Raw genomic sequence first — 14,834 nt, forward strand, 5'->3', positions numbered from 1 at the left:
ACCATGGACCGGCACACGCTCAGCAACGGGCGCCTCGGCGCCGCGATCAAGGCCGACGGGGCGGAGCTGTGCTCCCTGACCCTCGACGGGCGGGAACTGCTCTGGCAGGCCGGCCCGGAATGGCCGCGCCACGCGCCGGTGCTGTTCCCCATCGTCGGCCGGCTGAAGGACGACACGCTGCGCCACCAGGGACAGACCCACCGCATGACGCAGCACGGCTTCGCCCGCGACCGCCGCTTCGCCTGGGAGGAACACACCGCCACCCTCTGCCGCCTGTCGCTGTCCGACGACGCGCAGACCCGCGCGCACTACCCCTTCGCCTTCCATTTGGAACTGATTTTCGAGCTGGACGCGGACGGGCTGACCATCCGCCACCGCATCACCAATCCGGGCACGGAGACGCTGCCCGCCTCGCTCGGCGTGCATCCGGCCTTCCTCTGGCCGTTGCAGGACGGCGTCCCGAAGGAGGCGCACGAGCTTCTGTTCGAAACCGACGAGCCCGCGCCGATCCGCCGCGTCGAAGGCGGCCTGCTGTCGCCGCAGCCGGAGCCGACGCCCATCGAGGGCCGCCGCCTGCCGCTGAGCGAAGGGCTGTTCACGCGGGACGCGGTGATCCTCGACCGGCCGGCCAGCCGTTCCGTCCGCTACGGCGCGCCCGGCACGCCGGTTCTCACCGTCTCCTGGGAGGGCTTCCAAGAGCTGGGCATCTGGTCGAAGCCGAGCGGCGCGCCCTTCCTGTGCATCGAGCCCTGGCACGGCCACGCCTCCCCGGCGGAGTTCGACGGGGAGTTCGCGGACAAGCCGGGGCTGCTTCACCTCGCCCCCGGAGCGACGCGGGAGCTGAGCTACCGCGTCGCCGTGGGGTAAGAGACCGGCGGTCCGTCAGCCGCGCTTGTTCAGCGGAACGAAGGGGCGGCCCGGATTGCCGGTGTAGAGCTGGCGGGGGCGCCCGATCTTCTGCTGCGGGTCCTCGATCATCTCCTGCCACTGGGAAATCCAGCCGACGGTGCGGGCCAGCGCGAACAGCACGGTGAACATGCTGGTCGGGAAGCCCATCGCCTTCAGGATGATGCCGGAATAGAAATCGACGTTGGGATAGAGCTTCTTCTCGACGAAGTAGGGATCTTCCAGCGCGATCTTCTCCAGCTCCATGGCGATGGCGAGGTGCGGCTCGTCCTTGATGCCCAGCACGTCCAGAACCTCGTAGCAGGTCTGGCGCATGATCTTGGCGCGCGGGTCGTAGTTCTTGTAGACCCGGTGGCCGAAGCCCATCAGGCGGAAGGGATCGTTCTTGTCCTTGGCGCGCTTGATGAACTCGGGGATGCGCTCGACCGAGCCGATCTGCTCCAGCATCAGCAGCACGGCTTCGTTGGCGCCGCCATGCGCCGGCCCCCACAGCGCCGCGATGCCCGAGGCGATGCAGGCGAAGGGGTTGGCGTGCGACGAGCCGGCCAGCCGCACCGTGGAGGTCGAGGCGTTCTGCTCGTGGTCGGCGTGCAGGATGAAGATCTTGTCCATGGCGCGGGCCAGGACCGGATCGACCTTCCAGGTCTCGCACGGCGTCCCGAAGGTCATGTAGAGGAAGTTTTCCGCGTAGCTGAGATCGTTGCGCGGGTACATGAAGGGCTGGCCGACCGAGTATTTGTAGGCCATGGCGGCCATGGTCGGCATCTTGGCGATCAGCCGGTGCGCGGCGATCATCCGCTGGCGCGGGTCGAGGATGTCGGTCGAGTCGTGGTAGAAGGCCGACAGCGCGCCGGTCACCCCGCACATCACCGCCATGGGGTGGGCGTCGCGTCGGAAGCCGCTGTAGAAGCGGCTCAACTGCTCGTGCACCATGGTGTGGTAGGTGATGGTGCGCTCGAACTCCTCCTTCTGCTGCGGATTCGGCAGCTCGCCGCGCAGCAGCAGGTGGCAGACCTCCAGGTAATCGCAGTTCTCCGCCAGATCCTGGATGGCGTAGCCGCGGTGCAGGAGGATGCCCTCGTCGCCGTCGATGAAGGTGATCGCCGACTCGCAGCTCGCGGTGGAGGTGAAGCCGGGGTCGAAGGTGAAATACCCGGTTTCCGCATAGAGCTTGCGCACGTCGATGGCGCGCGGGCCGGTTTCGCCTTCCAGCAGCGGCAGCTTGACGGTTTTTCCGGTCGTGTCGTCGGTGACCGTGATGGTCCCGACCTGCTTGACCTCGCCGCGCCAGACCGGCCGGCCCTTGCTGCTCTCCATCGGCCCCTCCTTATGCACGCGTCATCGGGCGTGACGCTGTTTCGTTGCACGTAGGAGACTGTATGAAAGGGGGGTGTCGTCAATAGCACTCCCGATAGATGCCACTCCGCCGGGCATAGGCCGTCAGAAGATTCCCGCCTCCAGCCCGGCGGCCATCAGCAGCCCAAGTTCCTCGCAGGAGGGGGCGAAATCGTCGCGGTACGGGCCGCGGCAGACCAGCGGTTCCTGCACCGGACGCCAGCGCAGCCCCGTCGCGATGGAGGCGACGGCGCGGCAGGTCCCCGTCCCGTCATGGCCCGCCCGGACGAACAGCGCGTAGGGCATCCCCTGTGTGCGCTCCAGACAGGGATAGTAGTTGCGGTCGAAGAAATCCTTGAGCGCCCCGCTCATATAGCCCAGATTCTCGGTCGTCCCGAGGATCACGCCCTGCGACTCCAGCACATCCTCCGGACCGGCCTCCAGCGGCGGTTTCGCCACCACCTCCACCCCCTGCACCTCCGGCGACCGCGCTCCGCGCAGCACGGCGTCCAGCAGCGCCCGCGTGTTTGGCGACGGGCAATGGGCGACGACGAGAAGGCGTTTGGGCGGCATGATTCGTCCTTTCCACGGCGACTGTACCAACAACACAGGAGGACGTCTCATGAGCGAAGACGCGCGCCGCTTCGTCGTCGTCACCGGTGGCCCCGGCTCCGGGAAAAGCACCCTGATCGACGCGCTGGCCAGCGAAGGCCACGCCCACAGCGTGGAGGCGGGCCGCGCCATCATCCAGGACCAGATGGCCATCGGCGGGCCGGCGCTGCCCTGGATCGACCCGCCCGCCTTCGCGGAATTGATGCTGTGCTGGGAACTGCGCTCCCTTCGCCTCGCGCGGGAGCAGGAGGGGACGGTCTTCTTCGACCGCGGCATCCCGGACATCCTCGGCTATCTGCGCCTGATGAAGCGCCCGGTTCCCGCACATCTGGAAAGGGCGGCCCGGCAATTCCGCTATCACCGGACCGTCTTTGTCGCACCGCCCTGGCCGGAGATTTTCGCGCCGGACGCCGAGCGCCGGCAGACCCTGGCCGAAGCCGCGGCGACCCACGACGCCATGGTCGAGACCTACCGCGGCCTGGGTTACGAACTGGTCGAACTGCCCAAGGCGCCGGTGGCGGAACGGCTGCGCTTCGTCCTGGACCGGCTTGGCCAACCGGGGCCGCTCACGCCCACCCAGCTCACGCCATAAGCTGGCCGCCGTTCACTTCGATCACCTGCCCGGTGATGTAGCCGCTGAGCGCCTCCGACGCCAGGAACAGATAGGCGCCGACGCAGTCCTCCGCCGTGCCCAGCCGGCCCAACGGGATGCGCGCCGCCGTCGCCGCCAGCTTCTCCGGCGAGGAGTAGCGCTGGTGGAAATCGGTGTTGATGGTGCCGGGCGAGACGGCGTTGACGCGGATGCGGTCCGGCGCCAGCTCCGCCGCCAGGGAGCGGGTGAAGGTCGAGACGAAGGCCTTCGACGCGCTGTAGACCGACGATCCGGGACTGCCGCCGGTGCGGGCGGAGATGGAGACGGTGTTGACGATGGCCCCGCCCCCGGCGGCGCGCAGGGCCGGCAGGGCGCGCCGGCAGGCCACGACGACGGAGCGCAGGTTGAGGTCGATCACCTCGTCCAGAAAGTCGTCGCCGATCCGCTCCAGCGGCACCCGTCCGACCATGGTGCCGGCGTTGTTGACGAGGATGTCCAGCCCGCCCAGCGCCTGCACCGCCGCGTCCACCGCCGACTCCACGGCGCGCGGGTCGCGGAAGTCGCCGGTGACGGCGTAGACGTCCGTCCCGCCCGCCGTGAGGGCAAGCGCCAGCCTCGCCGCGGCATCATTGCCACCAGAACCATGGAGCGCCACCCGCGCGCCCAGGCTGGCGAAGGCGGTGCCCACCGCCGCCCCGATGCCCCGGCTGCTGCCGGTCACCAGCACGCGCTTGCCGCGCAGGTCCTCGCCCAACAGAGTCATGACTCCTGCCCCTCAGCGTTCGCGGCGCACGCGGCGCACGGCGTCCAGCCAGCCGTCGTACAGGCGGACGCGCTTGGCCGCGTCCATCCGCGGCTCGAACCGGCGGTCGCAGCGCCAGGCGCCGGCCAGCGCCGCCTGATCGCGGTAGACCCCGGCCTTCAGCCCAGCCAGCCCGGCCGCCCCCAGCGCGGTCGTCTCGATCACCGCCGGGCGTTCCACCGGCAGGTCCAGCACGTCGGCCAGGAACTGGCACAGCCAGTCGTTCGCCGCCATGCCGCCGTCCACCCGCAGCGCGTCGGAGGTCGCCATGTGCGAGGCCGCCCAGTCGGAGACCATGGCGTCGCGCAGGTCGCGCGTTTGGAAGGCGACCGCCTCCAGCGCCGCGCGGGCGATGTGGGCCGGGCCGGCGTCCAGCGTCAGGCCGAAGATGGCGGCGCGGGCCTCCGGGTCCCAGTGTGGGGCGCCCAGGCCCACGAAGGCCGGCACCAGATAGACGCCGTGGCTGTCCGGAACGCGGGTCGCCATGTCGTCGGTCTGGGAGGCGTGGGTGATGATCCCCAGCCCGTCGCGCAGCCACTTGATGGCCGCCCCTGCGATGAAGATGGAGCCCTCCAGCGCGTAGGTCGTCCGCCCGTCCAGCCGGTAGGCGACGGTGGTCAGCATGTTGGAGCGTGATTCCACCGGCGTGTCGCCGGTGTTCAGCAGGGCGAAGCAGCCGGTACCGTAGGTGGACTTCACCATGCCCGGCTCGAAGCAGGCCTGCCCGAAGGTGGCCGCCTGCTGGTCGCCGGCGATGCCGGTGATCGGGATGGCGCGGCCCAGCAGGTCCGGCTCCGTCGCGCCGAACTCGGCGCTGCTGTCCAGCACCTCCGGCATCATGGCGCGGGGGATGCGGAACAGGGCGAGCAGCTCGTCGTCCCAGTCCTGGCGATGGATGTCGAAGACCATGCTGCGCGAGGCGTTGGTCGCGTCGGTGGCGTGCACCCGCCCGCCGGTCAGCCGGTGCAGCAGGAAGCTGTCGATGGTGCCGAAGCACAGCTCGCCCCGCTCCGCCCGCTCCCGCGCGCCGGGGACATGGTCGAGAATCCAGGCGATCTTGGTGGCGGAGAAGTAGGAGTCGATCAGCAGCCCGGTCTTGCGCCGCACCAGCGGCCCGCAGCCCTCCTCGACCAGCTTGCGGCAAAGGTCGGCGGTGCGGCGGTCCTGCCAGACGATGGCGCGGTGCACCGGCTCGCCGGTGCGGCGGTCCCAGACGACGGTGGTTTCGCGCTGGTTGGTGATGCCGATGGCGGCGATGTCCGCGGCGCTCAGCCCGGCCTCGTCCACGGCGCCCCGCATCACCGCCACGGTGTCGCGCCAGATGTCCTCCGGATCGTGCTCCACCCAGCCGTCGTCCGGATAATGCTGCGCGAACTCGCGCCGGGCCACCCCGGCGGGAACGCCCTGCCGGTCGAAGACGATGGCGCGGGTGGAGGTGGTGCCCTGATCGATGGCGAGGACGTGGCCGGCTTCAGACATGGTCTTTCCTATGGTCTTTCTTCTTTCCCCTCTCCCGTCCCGGGAGAGGGAGGGACCCACGCGTCAGCGTGGGAGGGTGAGGGTACTGGCAAGGATCAGCACCTTGATCCTCGAACGACCCTCACCCGGCCCTTCGGGCCACCCTCTCCCGGGACGGGAGAGGGATTCAAGTCATCGCATCACTGCGCCATCGCGGCCTTCTTCGGCGGCGAGGCCGGCCAGGACTTGATGAGCTGGTCGTAGTCCACCGTCTCGCCCTTGGGCTTCTCGTTGGACAGCTTGCGCTGCGGCGCGGTGGTGCCGTCCTTCTCGGCCTTGGCGAACCAGAACTCCGCCGACTCCTTCTTGTTCAGCTTCGGCCCGCATTCGCCCTGAACGCCCGACCGCTCCAGCCGCTCCATCACCGAGTCCTGGGCCGCGGCCAGCGCGTCCATGGCCGCCTGCGGCGTCTTGGCGCCGGAGGAGGCATCGCCGATGTTCTGCCACCAGAGCTGCGCCAGCTTCGGGTAATCCGGCACGTTCACGCCGGTCGGCGTCCACTGCACGCGCGCGGGGGAGCGGTAGAACTCGACCAGCCCGCCCAGCTTCGGCGCGCGTTCGGTGAAGCTCTTGTCCCAGATGTCGCTTTCCCGGATGAAGGTCAGGCCGACATGGCTCTTCTTCAGGCTGACCGACTTCGCCATGGTGAACTGGGCGTAGAGCCACGCCGCCTTGCGGCGGTCCACCGGGGTGGATTTCAGCAGAGTCCACGACCCGGCGTCCTGGTAGCCCAGCTTCATGCCGTCCTTCCAATAGGCGCCCTTGGGCGACGGGGCCATGCGCCATTTCGGCGTGCCGTCGGCGTTCACCACCGGCAGGCCGTCCTTCACCATGTCGGCGGTGAAGGCGGTGTACCAGAACATCTGCTGCGCGACGTTGCCCTGGGCCGGCACCGGGCCGGATTCGGAGAAGGTCATGCCAGCGGCCTGCGGCGGCGCGTATTTCTTCAGCCACTCCACGTATTTGGTGACGGAGTAGACGGCGGCCGGGCCGTTGGTGTCGCCGCCCCGCTCGACGGAGGAGCCGACCGGGCTACAGCCCTCCATGCGGATGCCCCACTCGTCCACCGGCTTGCCGTTGGGCAGACCCTTGTCGCCGTTGCCGGCCATCGACAGCCACGCGTCGGTGAAGCGCCAGCCCAGCGACGGGTCCTTCTTGCCGTAGTCCATGTGGCCGTAGACCTTGACGCCGTCGATCTCCTTCACGTCGTTGGTGAAGAACTCGGCGATGTCCTCATAGGCCGACCAGTTGACCGGGACGCCCAGCTCGTAGCCGTACTTGGCCTTGAACTTCTCCTTCAGGTCCGGGCGCTGGAACCAGTCGTAGCGGAACCAGTAGAGGTTGGCGAACTGCTGGTCGGGAAGCTGGTAGAGCTTGCCGTCCGGACCGGTGCCGAAGGATTTGCCGATGAAGTCGTTCACGTCCAGCGTGGGGGACGTGACGTCCTTGCCCTCCCCCTCCATCCAGTCGCTGAGCGCCACGGCCTGCTTGTAGCGGAAATGGGTGCCGATCAGGTCGCTGTCGTTGATCCAGGCGTCGTAGATGTTCTTGCCGGACTGCATCTGCGTCTGGATTTTCTCCACCACGTCGCCTTCCTGGATCAGGTCGTGGCGCAGCTTGATGCCGGTGATCTCGCTGAAGGCCCTGGCGAGCGTCCGGGCCTCGTACTCATGGGTGGTGATGGTCTCGGAGACGACGTTGATCTCCATGCCGGCGAAGGGCTTGGCGGCGTCGATGAACCACTGCATTTCCTTCAGCTGCTCCTCCTTCGACAGGGTCGAAGGCTGGAACTCGCTGTCGATCCAGCGCTTGGCCGCCTCGATGTCGGCGAAGGCCGGGGCCGATGACAGAAGAAGCGCCGCCGCGGATGCGGAGGCGAGATACAGGGTACGCATCGTTGTTTCCTCCCGTTTCCATTGTTTTAGGCCCGTTCCGGCCGGCGACGGCCGGCCGTCACACCCAGCGGAAGACCGCCGCGGCGTAAAGAAGCGAAAGTGCCGTCGCGTAGTGCACCTCCCCGCCCACCAGCCCCAGCCAGGCGAGGTGGATGAAGGCGCTGCCGAGCAGCGTGATGAACAGCCGGTCGCCGCGCGTCGTGGTGATGCCCAGCACGCCGGGGCGCGCCACCTCCGGCCGGTTGAGCGCCAGGACGGTCAGCAGGGTCAGCAGCCCGGCGATGACGGCGAAGAAGGCGCCGGTCTGCCAGGTCCAGGCCATCCAGGCGAGGTGTTCGGTGACGGTGTCCATGGCGGCGTCCTCCCTCCCGTCAGACGCGGCCCAGGGCGAAGCCCTTGGCGATGTAGTTGCGCACGAACCAGATCACCAGCGCGCCGGGCAGGATGGTCAGCACCCCCGCCGCCGCCAGCAGCCCCCAATCCATGCCGGAGGCCGAGACGGTGCGCGTCATCGTCGCCGCGATGGGCTTGGCGTCCACCGAGGTCAGCGTGCGCGCCAGCAGCAGCTCGACCCAGCTGAACATGAAGCAGAAGAAGGCGGTGACGCCGATCCCGCTGGCCACCAGCGGCATGAAGATCTTCACGAAGAAACGCGGAAAGCTGTAGCCATCGAGATAGGCGGTTTCGTCGATCTCCCGCGGTACCCCCGACATGAAGCCCTCCAGGATCCACACCGCCAGCGGCACGTTGAACAGGCAGTGGGCCAGCGCCACGGCCAGCGGCGTGTCGAACAGCCCGATGGCGGAATAGAGGTTGAAGAAGGGCAGCGCGAAGACCGCCGCCGGGGCCATGCGGTTGGACAGCAGCCAGAAGAACAGATGCTTGTCGCCGACGAAGCGGTAGCGCGAAAAGGCGTAGGCCGCCGGCAGGGCCAGCGCGATCGACAGCACCGTGTTCAGCGCCACATACTGCAGCGAGTTCAGATAGCCCGAATACCAGGACGAGTCGGTGAAGATGCGTCGGTAATTCTCGAAGGTCAGGGTGTGGGGCCACAGCGTCAGGCCGCTGACGATCTCGGTGTTCGTCTTCAGGCTCATGTTCACGAGCCAGTAGATCGGCAGCATCAGGAACAGGATGTAGAGCGTGAGGACGATCCGTGCGCGCAGCATGGCCCGTTTCCTTTGCTAGTTCCGTTGCGCGTCCATGCGCGTCATGACCGTGTAGAAGACCCAGCAGACCGCCAGGATGATCAGGTTGTAGACGATGGACAGGGCCGCGGCCTTGCCCAAGTCGAACTGCCCCAGCGCCAGCTTGACGAGGTCGATCGACACGAAGGTGGTCGAGTTGCCGGGGCCGCCGCCGGTCACCACGAAGGGCTCGGTGTAGATCATGAAGCTGTCCATGAAGCGCAGCAGAACGGCGATCAGCAGCACCCGATGCATCTTCGGCAATTGGATGTTGCGGAACACCGCCCAGCGCGAGGCGCCGTCGATCCGGGCCGCCTGGTAGAAGGCGTCGGGAATGGAGCGCAGGCCGGCGTAGCAGAGCAGTGCGACCAGCGAGGTCCAGTGCCAGACGTCCATCACCACGATGGTCACCCAGGCCGACAGCGGGTCCGCCGTGTAGTTGTAGGGGATGCCCAGCCGGTTGACCGCCCAGCCCAGCAGGCCGATGTCCTCGCGGGCGAAGATCTGCCAGATGGTGCCGACGACGTTCCACGGGATCAGCAGCGGCAGAGCCAACACCACCAGCGTCGCCGCCACCCGCCAGCCGTGGCGCGGCATGCTCAGCGCCACGGCGATGCCCAGCGGCACCTCGATCAGCAGGATCAGCAGCGAGAACAGCAGGTTGCGCCACAGCGCGTCGAAGAAGCGCCCGCCGAGGTCGGTGGAGGGGTCGAGAAGCTCCTGGTACCAGCCGATGCCGTTCCAGAAGAACTGGTTGTTCCCGAAGGTGTCCTGCACCGAGTAGTTGACCACCGTCATCAGCGGCAGGATGGCCGAGAAGGCAACGATCAGCAGAACCGGCAGGACCAGCAGCCATGCCCCCTGGTTGACGGGTTTGTCCATCACGCCGCCTCCCCTTCCACGAGCGTTCCGTCCGCGTAGACATGCACCATGGCGGGGTCGAGCAGCAGCGACGCCTCGTCCCCCGCCAGCGTCAGATCCTCCGGCACCGTCGCCGCCATCGGCAGGCCCGACAGCTCCACCCGCGCGATGCGCGTGCGCCCCAGATCGTCCAGCCGGCGCACCCGCACCGGCACGCCGCCGGCCCCGGCGGGAGCCAGCGTGGCGAACTCCGGCCGCACGCCGATTTCGATTTTCGCTCCGCCATTGAGCGTCGGATAGTCGCGGCGCAGCGCGATGACGTGCCCGCCGACCCGCGCGGCGCGGCCCGACACCTCCGCCGGCAGGACATTCATGCCCGGCGACCCGATGAAATGGCCGACGAAGACGTGGGCGGGCCGCTCGAACAGCTCCTGCGGGCGGCCGACCTGGACGACGCGCCCGTCATGCATCACCACCACCCTGTCGGCGAAGGTCAGCGCCTCCGTCTGGTCGTGGGTCACGTAGATCATCGTCAGGTCGAGCGCGCGGTGCAGCGCCTTCAGCTTCGACCGCAGCTCCCATTTCAGATGCGGGTCGATGACGGTCAGCGGCTCGTCGAACAGGATGGCCGCCACGTCCGGACGCACCAGCCCGCGCCCCAGCGAGATCTTCTGCTTGGCGTCGGCGGTCAGGTTCCGCCCGCGCCGGTTCAGGTCCGCCGTCAGGTCGAGCAGCCCGGCGATCTCGCGCACCCGCGCGTCGAGCGGCGCCCCGCGCAGGCCGCGGTTGCGCAGCGGAAAGGCGAGGTTCTCGTAGACCGTCATGGTGTCGTAGACGACGGGGAACTGGAAAACCTGGGCAATGTTGCGCGCCTCGGTCGGCAGCGCCGTCACGTCCTTGCCGTCGAACAGCACCCGCCCCTCGCTGGGGGTCAGCAGGCCGGAGATGATGTTCAGCAGCGTGGTCTTGCCGCAGCCCGACGGCCCGAGCAGCGCGTAGGCGCCGCCCTGCTCCCACACATGGGTCATCGGCTTCAGCGCGTAGTCGTCGTCGCTTTTCGGATTGGGGGTGTAGCTGTGGCCGAGGGATTGAAGGTCGATGCGCGCCATGCCGTCCGCCCTCCCGTCACGCCGCCATGACCAGCGGCGGCGCCGCGGCCAGCCGCCCGTCATGGCCGAACACGAACAGCCGCCGCGGGTCGATGAAGCACTCGATCCGCTCGCCCGGCTCGACCTCCAGCACGCCGCGGGTGACGGCGACCCAGCGGTCGGTTCCTCCATCCGTGCGCGGCAGGTCGATGTGGACGAAACTCTCCGAACCGGTGATCTCGCTGACCGCCACGGCACCGCTCAGGGACATCGCGTCGGCATGGGGCCGCGTCAGGTGCAGGTGGTCGGCGCGAAAGCCGATGGTGTAGTCGTCGTCCGGCAACTCCGCCAGGACGCCGCGCGCCGGCCCGTGCTCACCGGTCGCCAGCACGATCTGCAGGCCGCGCTTGTGCACCCGCATGGTGTTGAGCGGCGGGTCGGAGAACACGCGCGCGCTGGTCAGGTTGGCCGGGCGGCGGTAGACGTCCGGGGTGCGCCCGAACTGCGCCAGCCGCCCTTCCCACAAAGTCGCCGTGTTGCCGCGGAGCAGCAGCGCCTCCGCCGGCTCGGTCGTCGCGTAGACGAAGACCGCGCCGGTCGCGGCGAAGATCTTCGGCAGCTCCTCCCGCAATTCCTCGCGCAGCTTGTAGTCCAGGTTGGCCAGCGGCTCGTCGAGCAGGACGAGCTGCGCCTCCTTCACCAGGGCGCGGGCGATGGCGGTGCGCTGCTGCTGGCCGCCGGAGAGCTGCTGCGGCGTGCGCTGCAGGTAGGGCTCCAGCTTCAGCAGGCGGGCGGCCTCCCGCACCTTGCGGTCGATTTCGTCCTTGGGCCGGCGGGCGACCCGCAGGGGGGAGGCGATGTTCTCGTAGACGGTCAGGGAGGGGTAGTTGATGAATTGCTGGTAGACCATGGCGACGGAGCGTTCGCGGACGTGCCGCCCCGTCACGTCCACACCGTCCACCAGCACGCGCCCAGCGCTGGGCACGTCCAGCCCGGCCATCAGCCGCATCAGCGACGTCTTGCCCGACAGGGTCGGCCCCAGCAGAACGTTCAGCGACCCGCGCTCCAGGCTCAGCGACACGTTTTCGAGGTGAACGTGGCCGCCGACGTGCCTGCTGACCTTGTCCAGAACCAAGCCCACCGGCCTTCCTCCCCAATATTCATTTTTTCTTTATTGAGATGGTTCTTGTCGCCGTTTTTCCACGCCCGCTATTCGGCAGCGTCGGATGCCCTCTCCCTCCGGCTGCGCTCCTCCGTCATGAAGGCGTCGAGCGCCTGCGCCTGGGCGGTGTCCAGCCGCAGCCCCAGCTTGGTCCGGCGCCACAGCACGTCCTCGGCGGTCTCCGCCCATTCCTCCGTCATCAGATAGCGGACCTCGGCCTCGGTCAGGGTGCCGCCGAAATCGCGGCCCAGATCCTCCGGCCGCGCAGCGCTGTCGAGAATCCGACGGGCGCGGGTGCCGTAGGTGCGCACCAGCCGCTCCAGATGCGGCTGCGTCAGGAAGGGCGCCCGCCCGCGCAGTTCGGCGGCCAGTGCCGCGACGCCGTCCACCGGGAAATCGCCGCCCGGCAGGGTCCCGGCGCTGCTCCAGTCCGAGGCGCCTGGGGCGAGCTTCGGCAGGAACGGCGCCAGCTTGGCGATGGCCGCGTCGGCCAGACGGCGGTAGGTGGTGATCTTGCCGCCGAAGATGTTGAGCAGCGCCGCCTTGCCGTCGCCCGGCGCGTCGAGCGCCAGCACATAGTCGCGGGTCGCCGCCTGCGCCGTCGAGGCGCCGTCGTCATAGAGCGGGCGGACGCCGGAATAGGTCCACACCACGTCGGCGGGCGTCACCGGCTTGGCGAAATAGTCCCCGGCGGCGGCGCAGAGATAGGCGATCTCCGCCTCCGACGCCCGGGCGTCCGCCGGATCGCCCTGGTAGTCGTTGTCGGTGGTGCCGATCAGGGTGAAGTCGCGCTCGTAGGGGATGGCGAAGACGATCCGCTTGTCGGCGTTCTGGAAGATGTAGCAGCGGTCGTGGTCGAACAGCTTCGGCACCACGATGTGCGAGCCCTGGACCAGACGGATGCGCGCGTCCACCGTGGACCGCGCGCCCTGCCGCATCACCTCCGACACCCAGGGGCCGGCGGCGTTGACCAGCGCGCGGGCGCGGATGCTGCTGCGCTGGCCGCTGCGCGCGTCCTCGACCGTCACGGTCCACAGCCCGTCCTCGCGGACGGCGTTCAGGAAACGGGTGCGGGTGCGGATCGTCGCGCCCATGCGGGCGGCGTCCTGTGCGTTCAGGACCACCAGACGCGCGTCGTCGACCCAGCAATCCGAATATTCGAAAGCGCGACCGAAACCCGGCTTCAGCGGCTTTCCCGCCGGATCGCTGCGCAGATCGAGCCCGCGCGTGCCCGGCAGCCTCTCCCGCCCGCCGAGATGGTCATAGAGGAACAGGCCCAGCCGCAGGAACCAGGAGGGCCGCAGGCCGGGCAGGTGGGGCAGGACGAAGCGCAGCGGCCAGATGATGTGCGGCGCCATGCGCCACAGCACCTCGCGCTCGCGCAGCGCCTCGCGGACCAGCCGGAACTCGTAATATTCCAGGTAGCGCAGGCCGCCGTGGATCAGCTTGGTCGAGGCCGAGGACGTGCCCGACGCCAGATCCTTCTGTTCGCACAGATAGACGGAGCAGCCCCGCCCCGCGGCATCGCGCGCGATGCCGGAGCCGTTGATGCCGCCGCCGACGATGGCAAGGTCGTAGACCCCGGCCATCCATCCCTCCTCTCCGCTGTGCGCCCGCCCCTTGCGGTCTGCGCCTTTGTTTTCGTTTCAAACGGTAGCTGAGGGTTCGACAGGCCGCAATACGAAAAAAGTGAAAGCGATACGAAAGACGATGGCGCCATCCCCCCTCCCTCGTTGGGGGAGCCGGTGAACTCCCGCGGCGCTGGCGGGTTATCCAGGCAACCGGAACCGGAGGACCGCGTGTTCGAGTGGATCACTGACTTGGTCGAAAGCGGCGGCTACGCCGGCATTGCGCTTCTGATGCTGCTGGAGAACGTCTTTCCGCCCATCCCATCGGAACTCATCATGCCGTTGGCCGGATTCGTCGCCGCACGCGGGGATCTCAGCCTGCCGCTGGTGGTTCTGGCGGGCACCGCGGGTTCGGTGGCGGGCGCGCTGTTCTGGTATTACGCCGGGCTGTGGCTGGGCAGCGAACGGCTGAAGCGGCTGGCCGCCCGGCATGGCCGCTGGCTGACGGTGGCGCCCGCGCAGGTTGACGAGGCGACGGGCTGGTTCCGCCGGCACAGCGGGGCGTCGGTGCTGATCGGGCGCCTGATCCCGGCGGTGCGGACGCTGATCTCCGTTCCCGCCGGGATCGCCGGGATGGGTCTGGCCCGCTTCATGGTCTTCTCGACCATCGGAACGGCGCTGTGGTCGCTGGTCCTCGCCGGCGCCGGCTATCTGCTGGAGGGCCAGTACGACAAGGTGTCGGGCTGGATGGACCCGGTGGCCAAGCTGGTCATCGCCGCCATCGCCGCCTGGTACGCCTATCGCGTCGCCACCTTCCGCCCGCAGGAGCAGAACTGACGGGGTGTTTCCCCGTCAGTGTCCACAACCCTCAATCCTTCGCTTCATCTTTCGAACTGCGGGTGGGCAAGTCCTTCCGTTTTGCGGATGCCATCTCCTGCAGTTCCTTTTCACTCATTGACTTCGCCATCTCCTTCGAGGCCCCGCGCAGACTGGATTCCGGCTGCTCCCCGCGCTTGGCCGCCAGCGCCGCGCCCGCGGCCATCTGCTGCTTCTTGGACTCCGCCTTGCTCATCCGTCCCCTCCAACCGTGATGTGAACGCACTGTCCTTCAACAGGCCATCAACAGGGCTGAGACGAATTCCGTCCGTCCCGCCGGCGCCGCAACCTTTGATGGCTCCACCGCGCCGGTCGCGCCGCCCGGCGTCCGTGAGACTCCTTGGACTGGAATAACCACACGCGGGTGTGTTCGGGGCTGTTCCATATCCGTAATACGGCTTTCGCAACTGTCAGAATCTCTCTTAGTTGTAT

The 14,834-nt window shown here is 68.3% G+C and carries 15 protein-coding genes; 3 read left to right on the plus strand and 12 right to left on the minus strand.

The genetic code is table 11. The features are described from left to right. The first annotated feature begins 3 nt into the window (after window positions 1–3). Window positions 4–867, plus strand: coding sequence for an aldose 1-epimerase family protein (locus tag D3869_RS24175; RefSeq protein WP_137142336.1), 864 nt, complete (start codon window positions 4–6; stop codon window positions 865–867). A 15-nt stretch (window positions 868–882) separates the two neighbouring features. Here the strand turns inward: D3869_RS24175 and gltA are convergent, their stop codons facing one another. Next, on the minus strand, window positions 883–2,223 hold the full coding sequence (gltA, locus tag D3869_RS24180; protein ID WP_137142337.1) for a citrate synthase: 1,341 nt from the start codon (window positions 2,221–2,223) through the stop codon (window positions 883–885). Between the two features lie 123 nt (window positions 2,224–2,346). After that, window positions 2,347–2,814, minus strand: a complete 468-nt coding sequence (locus D3869_RS24185) for a flavodoxin family protein (protein ID WP_137142338.1) — start codon at window positions 2,812–2,814, stop codon at window positions 2,347–2,349. 49 nt (window positions 2,815–2,863) lie between these two features. On the opposite strand from D3869_RS24185, the gene D3869_RS24190 reads away from it, so the two are divergent. Further along, window positions 2,864–3,445, plus strand: a complete 582-nt coding sequence (locus D3869_RS24190) for an AAA family ATPase (protein WP_175426588.1) — start codon at window positions 2,864–2,866, stop codon at window positions 3,443–3,445. Here D3869_RS24190 and D3869_RS24195 read toward each other — a convergent pair. The 9 genes from D3869_RS24195 to glpD form a co-directional block, all read right to left on the minus strand. Continuing rightward, complete coding sequence (locus tag D3869_RS24195) at window positions 3,435–4,208, minus strand: SDR family NAD(P)-dependent oxidoreductase (protein WP_137142340.1); 774 nt, start codon at window positions 4,206–4,208, stop codon at window positions 3,435–3,437. The genes D3869_RS24190 and D3869_RS24195 overlap by 11 nt on opposite strands. A 12-nt stretch (window positions 4,209–4,220) precedes the next feature. After that, window positions 4,221–5,726: a glycerol kinase GlpK gene (gene glpK, locus D3869_RS24200; RefSeq protein WP_137142341.1), complete on the minus strand. Its 1,506-nt coding sequence runs from the start codon at window positions 5,724–5,726 to the stop codon at window positions 4,221–4,223. A gap of 179 nt (window positions 5,727–5,905) precedes the next feature. Next, window positions 5,906–7,660, minus strand: coding sequence for an ABC transporter substrate-binding protein (locus tag D3869_RS24205; RefSeq protein WP_137106001.1), 1,755 nt, complete (start codon window positions 7,658–7,660; stop codon window positions 5,906–5,908). Between the two features lie 58 nt (window positions 7,661–7,718). After that, window positions 7,719–8,012 (minus strand): DUF2160 domain-containing protein, encoded by a 294-nt coding sequence (locus D3869_RS24210; RefSeq protein ID WP_014242528.1) that lies wholly within the window; start codon window positions 8,010–8,012, stop codon window positions 7,719–7,721. A 19-nt stretch (window positions 8,013–8,031) separates the two neighbouring features. After that, window positions 8,032–8,829: a carbohydrate ABC transporter permease gene (locus D3869_RS24215; RefSeq protein ID WP_014242527.1), complete on the minus strand. Its 798-nt coding sequence runs from the start codon at window positions 8,827–8,829 to the stop codon at window positions 8,032–8,034. 15 nt (window positions 8,830–8,844) lie between these two features. Then, window positions 8,845–9,729, minus strand: a complete 885-nt coding sequence (locus tag D3869_RS24220) for a carbohydrate ABC transporter permease (protein ID WP_014242526.1) — start codon at window positions 9,727–9,729, stop codon at window positions 8,845–8,847. Then, entirely contained in the window at window positions 9,729–10,817 is a 1,089-nt protein-coding gene (locus tag D3869_RS24225) for an ABC transporter ATP-binding protein (protein ID WP_137142342.1), read from the minus strand. The genes D3869_RS24220 and D3869_RS24225 overlap by 1 nt, the downstream gene beginning before the upstream one ends. Window positions 10,818–10,833: 16 nt before the next feature. Beyond that, entirely contained in the window at window positions 10,834–11,937 is a 1,104-nt protein-coding gene (locus D3869_RS24230) for an ABC transporter ATP-binding protein (protein WP_040136345.1), read from the minus strand. A 68-nt stretch (window positions 11,938–12,005) separates the two neighbouring features. Continuing rightward, window positions 12,006–13,547 (minus strand): glycerol-3-phosphate dehydrogenase, encoded by a 1,542-nt coding sequence (gene glpD, locus D3869_RS24235; RefSeq protein ID WP_137142343.1) that lies wholly within the window; start codon window positions 13,545–13,547, stop codon window positions 12,006–12,008. A 210-nt stretch (window positions 13,548–13,757) separates the two neighbouring features. Here glpD and D3869_RS24240 point away from each other — a divergent pair, with 210 nt between their 5' ends. Next, window positions 13,758–14,363, plus strand: coding sequence for a DedA family protein (locus D3869_RS24240; RefSeq protein WP_137142344.1), 606 nt, complete (start codon window positions 13,758–13,760; stop codon window positions 14,361–14,363). Window positions 14,364–14,394: 31 nt separating this feature from the next. Here the strand turns inward: D3869_RS24240 and D3869_RS24245 are convergent, their stop codons facing one another. Continuing rightward, window positions 14,395–14,598: a DUF3008 family protein gene (locus D3869_RS24245; protein WP_137142345.1), complete on the minus strand. Its 204-nt coding sequence runs from the start codon at window positions 14,596–14,598 to the stop codon at window positions 14,395–14,397. Window positions 14,599–14,834: the final 236 nt, after the last annotated feature.

Source organism: Azospirillum brasilense, from assembly GCF_005222205.1.
Taxonomy (GTDB): Bacteria; Pseudomonadota; Alphaproteobacteria; order Azospirillales; family Azospirillaceae; genus Azospirillum; species Azospirillum brasilense_G.

What these genes read in the sequence shown, in the direction of transcription:
- D3869_RS24195 (WP_137142340.1), bottom strand. Translation starts at nt 4,208, where the DNA reads ATGACTCTGTTGGGCGAGGACCTGCGCGGCAAGCGCGTGCTGGTGACC.
- D3869_RS24205 (WP_137106001.1), bottom strand. Translation starts at nt 7,660, where the DNA reads ATGCGTACCCTGTATCTCGCCTCCGCATCCGCGGCGGCGCTTCTTCTG.
- D3869_RS24185 (WP_137142338.1), bottom strand. Translation starts at nt 2,814, where the DNA reads ATGCCGCCCAAACGCCTTCTCGTCGTCGCCCATTGCCCGTCGCCAAAC.
- glpK (WP_137142341.1), bottom strand. Translation starts at nt 5,726, where the DNA reads ATGTCTGAAGCCGGCCACGTCCTCGCCATCGATCAGGGCACCACCTCC.
- D3869_RS24190 (WP_175426588.1), top strand. Translation starts at nt 2,864, where the DNA reads ATGAGCGAAGACGCGCGCCGCTTCGTCGTCGTCACCGGTGGCCCCGGC.
- glpD (WP_137142343.1), bottom strand. Translation starts at nt 13,547, where the DNA reads ATGGCCGGGGTCTACGACCTTGCCATCGTCGGCGGCGGCATCAACGGC.
- D3869_RS24175 (WP_137142336.1), top strand. Translation starts at nt 4, where the DNA reads ATGGACCGGCACACGCTCAGCAACGGGCGCCTCGGCGCCGCGATCAAG.
- D3869_RS24245 (WP_137142345.1), bottom strand. Translation starts at nt 14,598, where the DNA reads ATGAGCAAGGCGGAGTCCAAGAAGCAGCAGATGGCCGCGGGCGCGGCG.
- D3869_RS24225 (WP_137142342.1), bottom strand. Translation starts at nt 10,817, where the DNA reads ATGGCGCGCATCGACCTTCAATCCCTCGGCCACAGCTACACCCCCAAT.
- gltA (WP_137142337.1), bottom strand. Translation starts at nt 2,223, where the DNA reads ATGGAGAGCAGCAAGGGCCGGCCGGTCTGGCGCGGCGAGGTCAAGCAG.
- D3869_RS24210 (WP_014242528.1), bottom strand. Translation starts at nt 8,012, where the DNA reads ATGGACACCGTCACCGAACACCTCGCCTGGATGGCCTGGACCTGGCAG.
- D3869_RS24215 (WP_014242527.1), bottom strand. Translation starts at nt 8,829, where the DNA reads ATGCTGCGCGCACGGATCGTCCTCACGCTCTACATCCTGTTCCTGATG.
- D3869_RS24220 (WP_014242526.1), bottom strand. Translation starts at nt 9,729, where the DNA reads ATGGACAAACCCGTCAACCAGGGGGCATGGCTGCTGGTCCTGCCGGTT.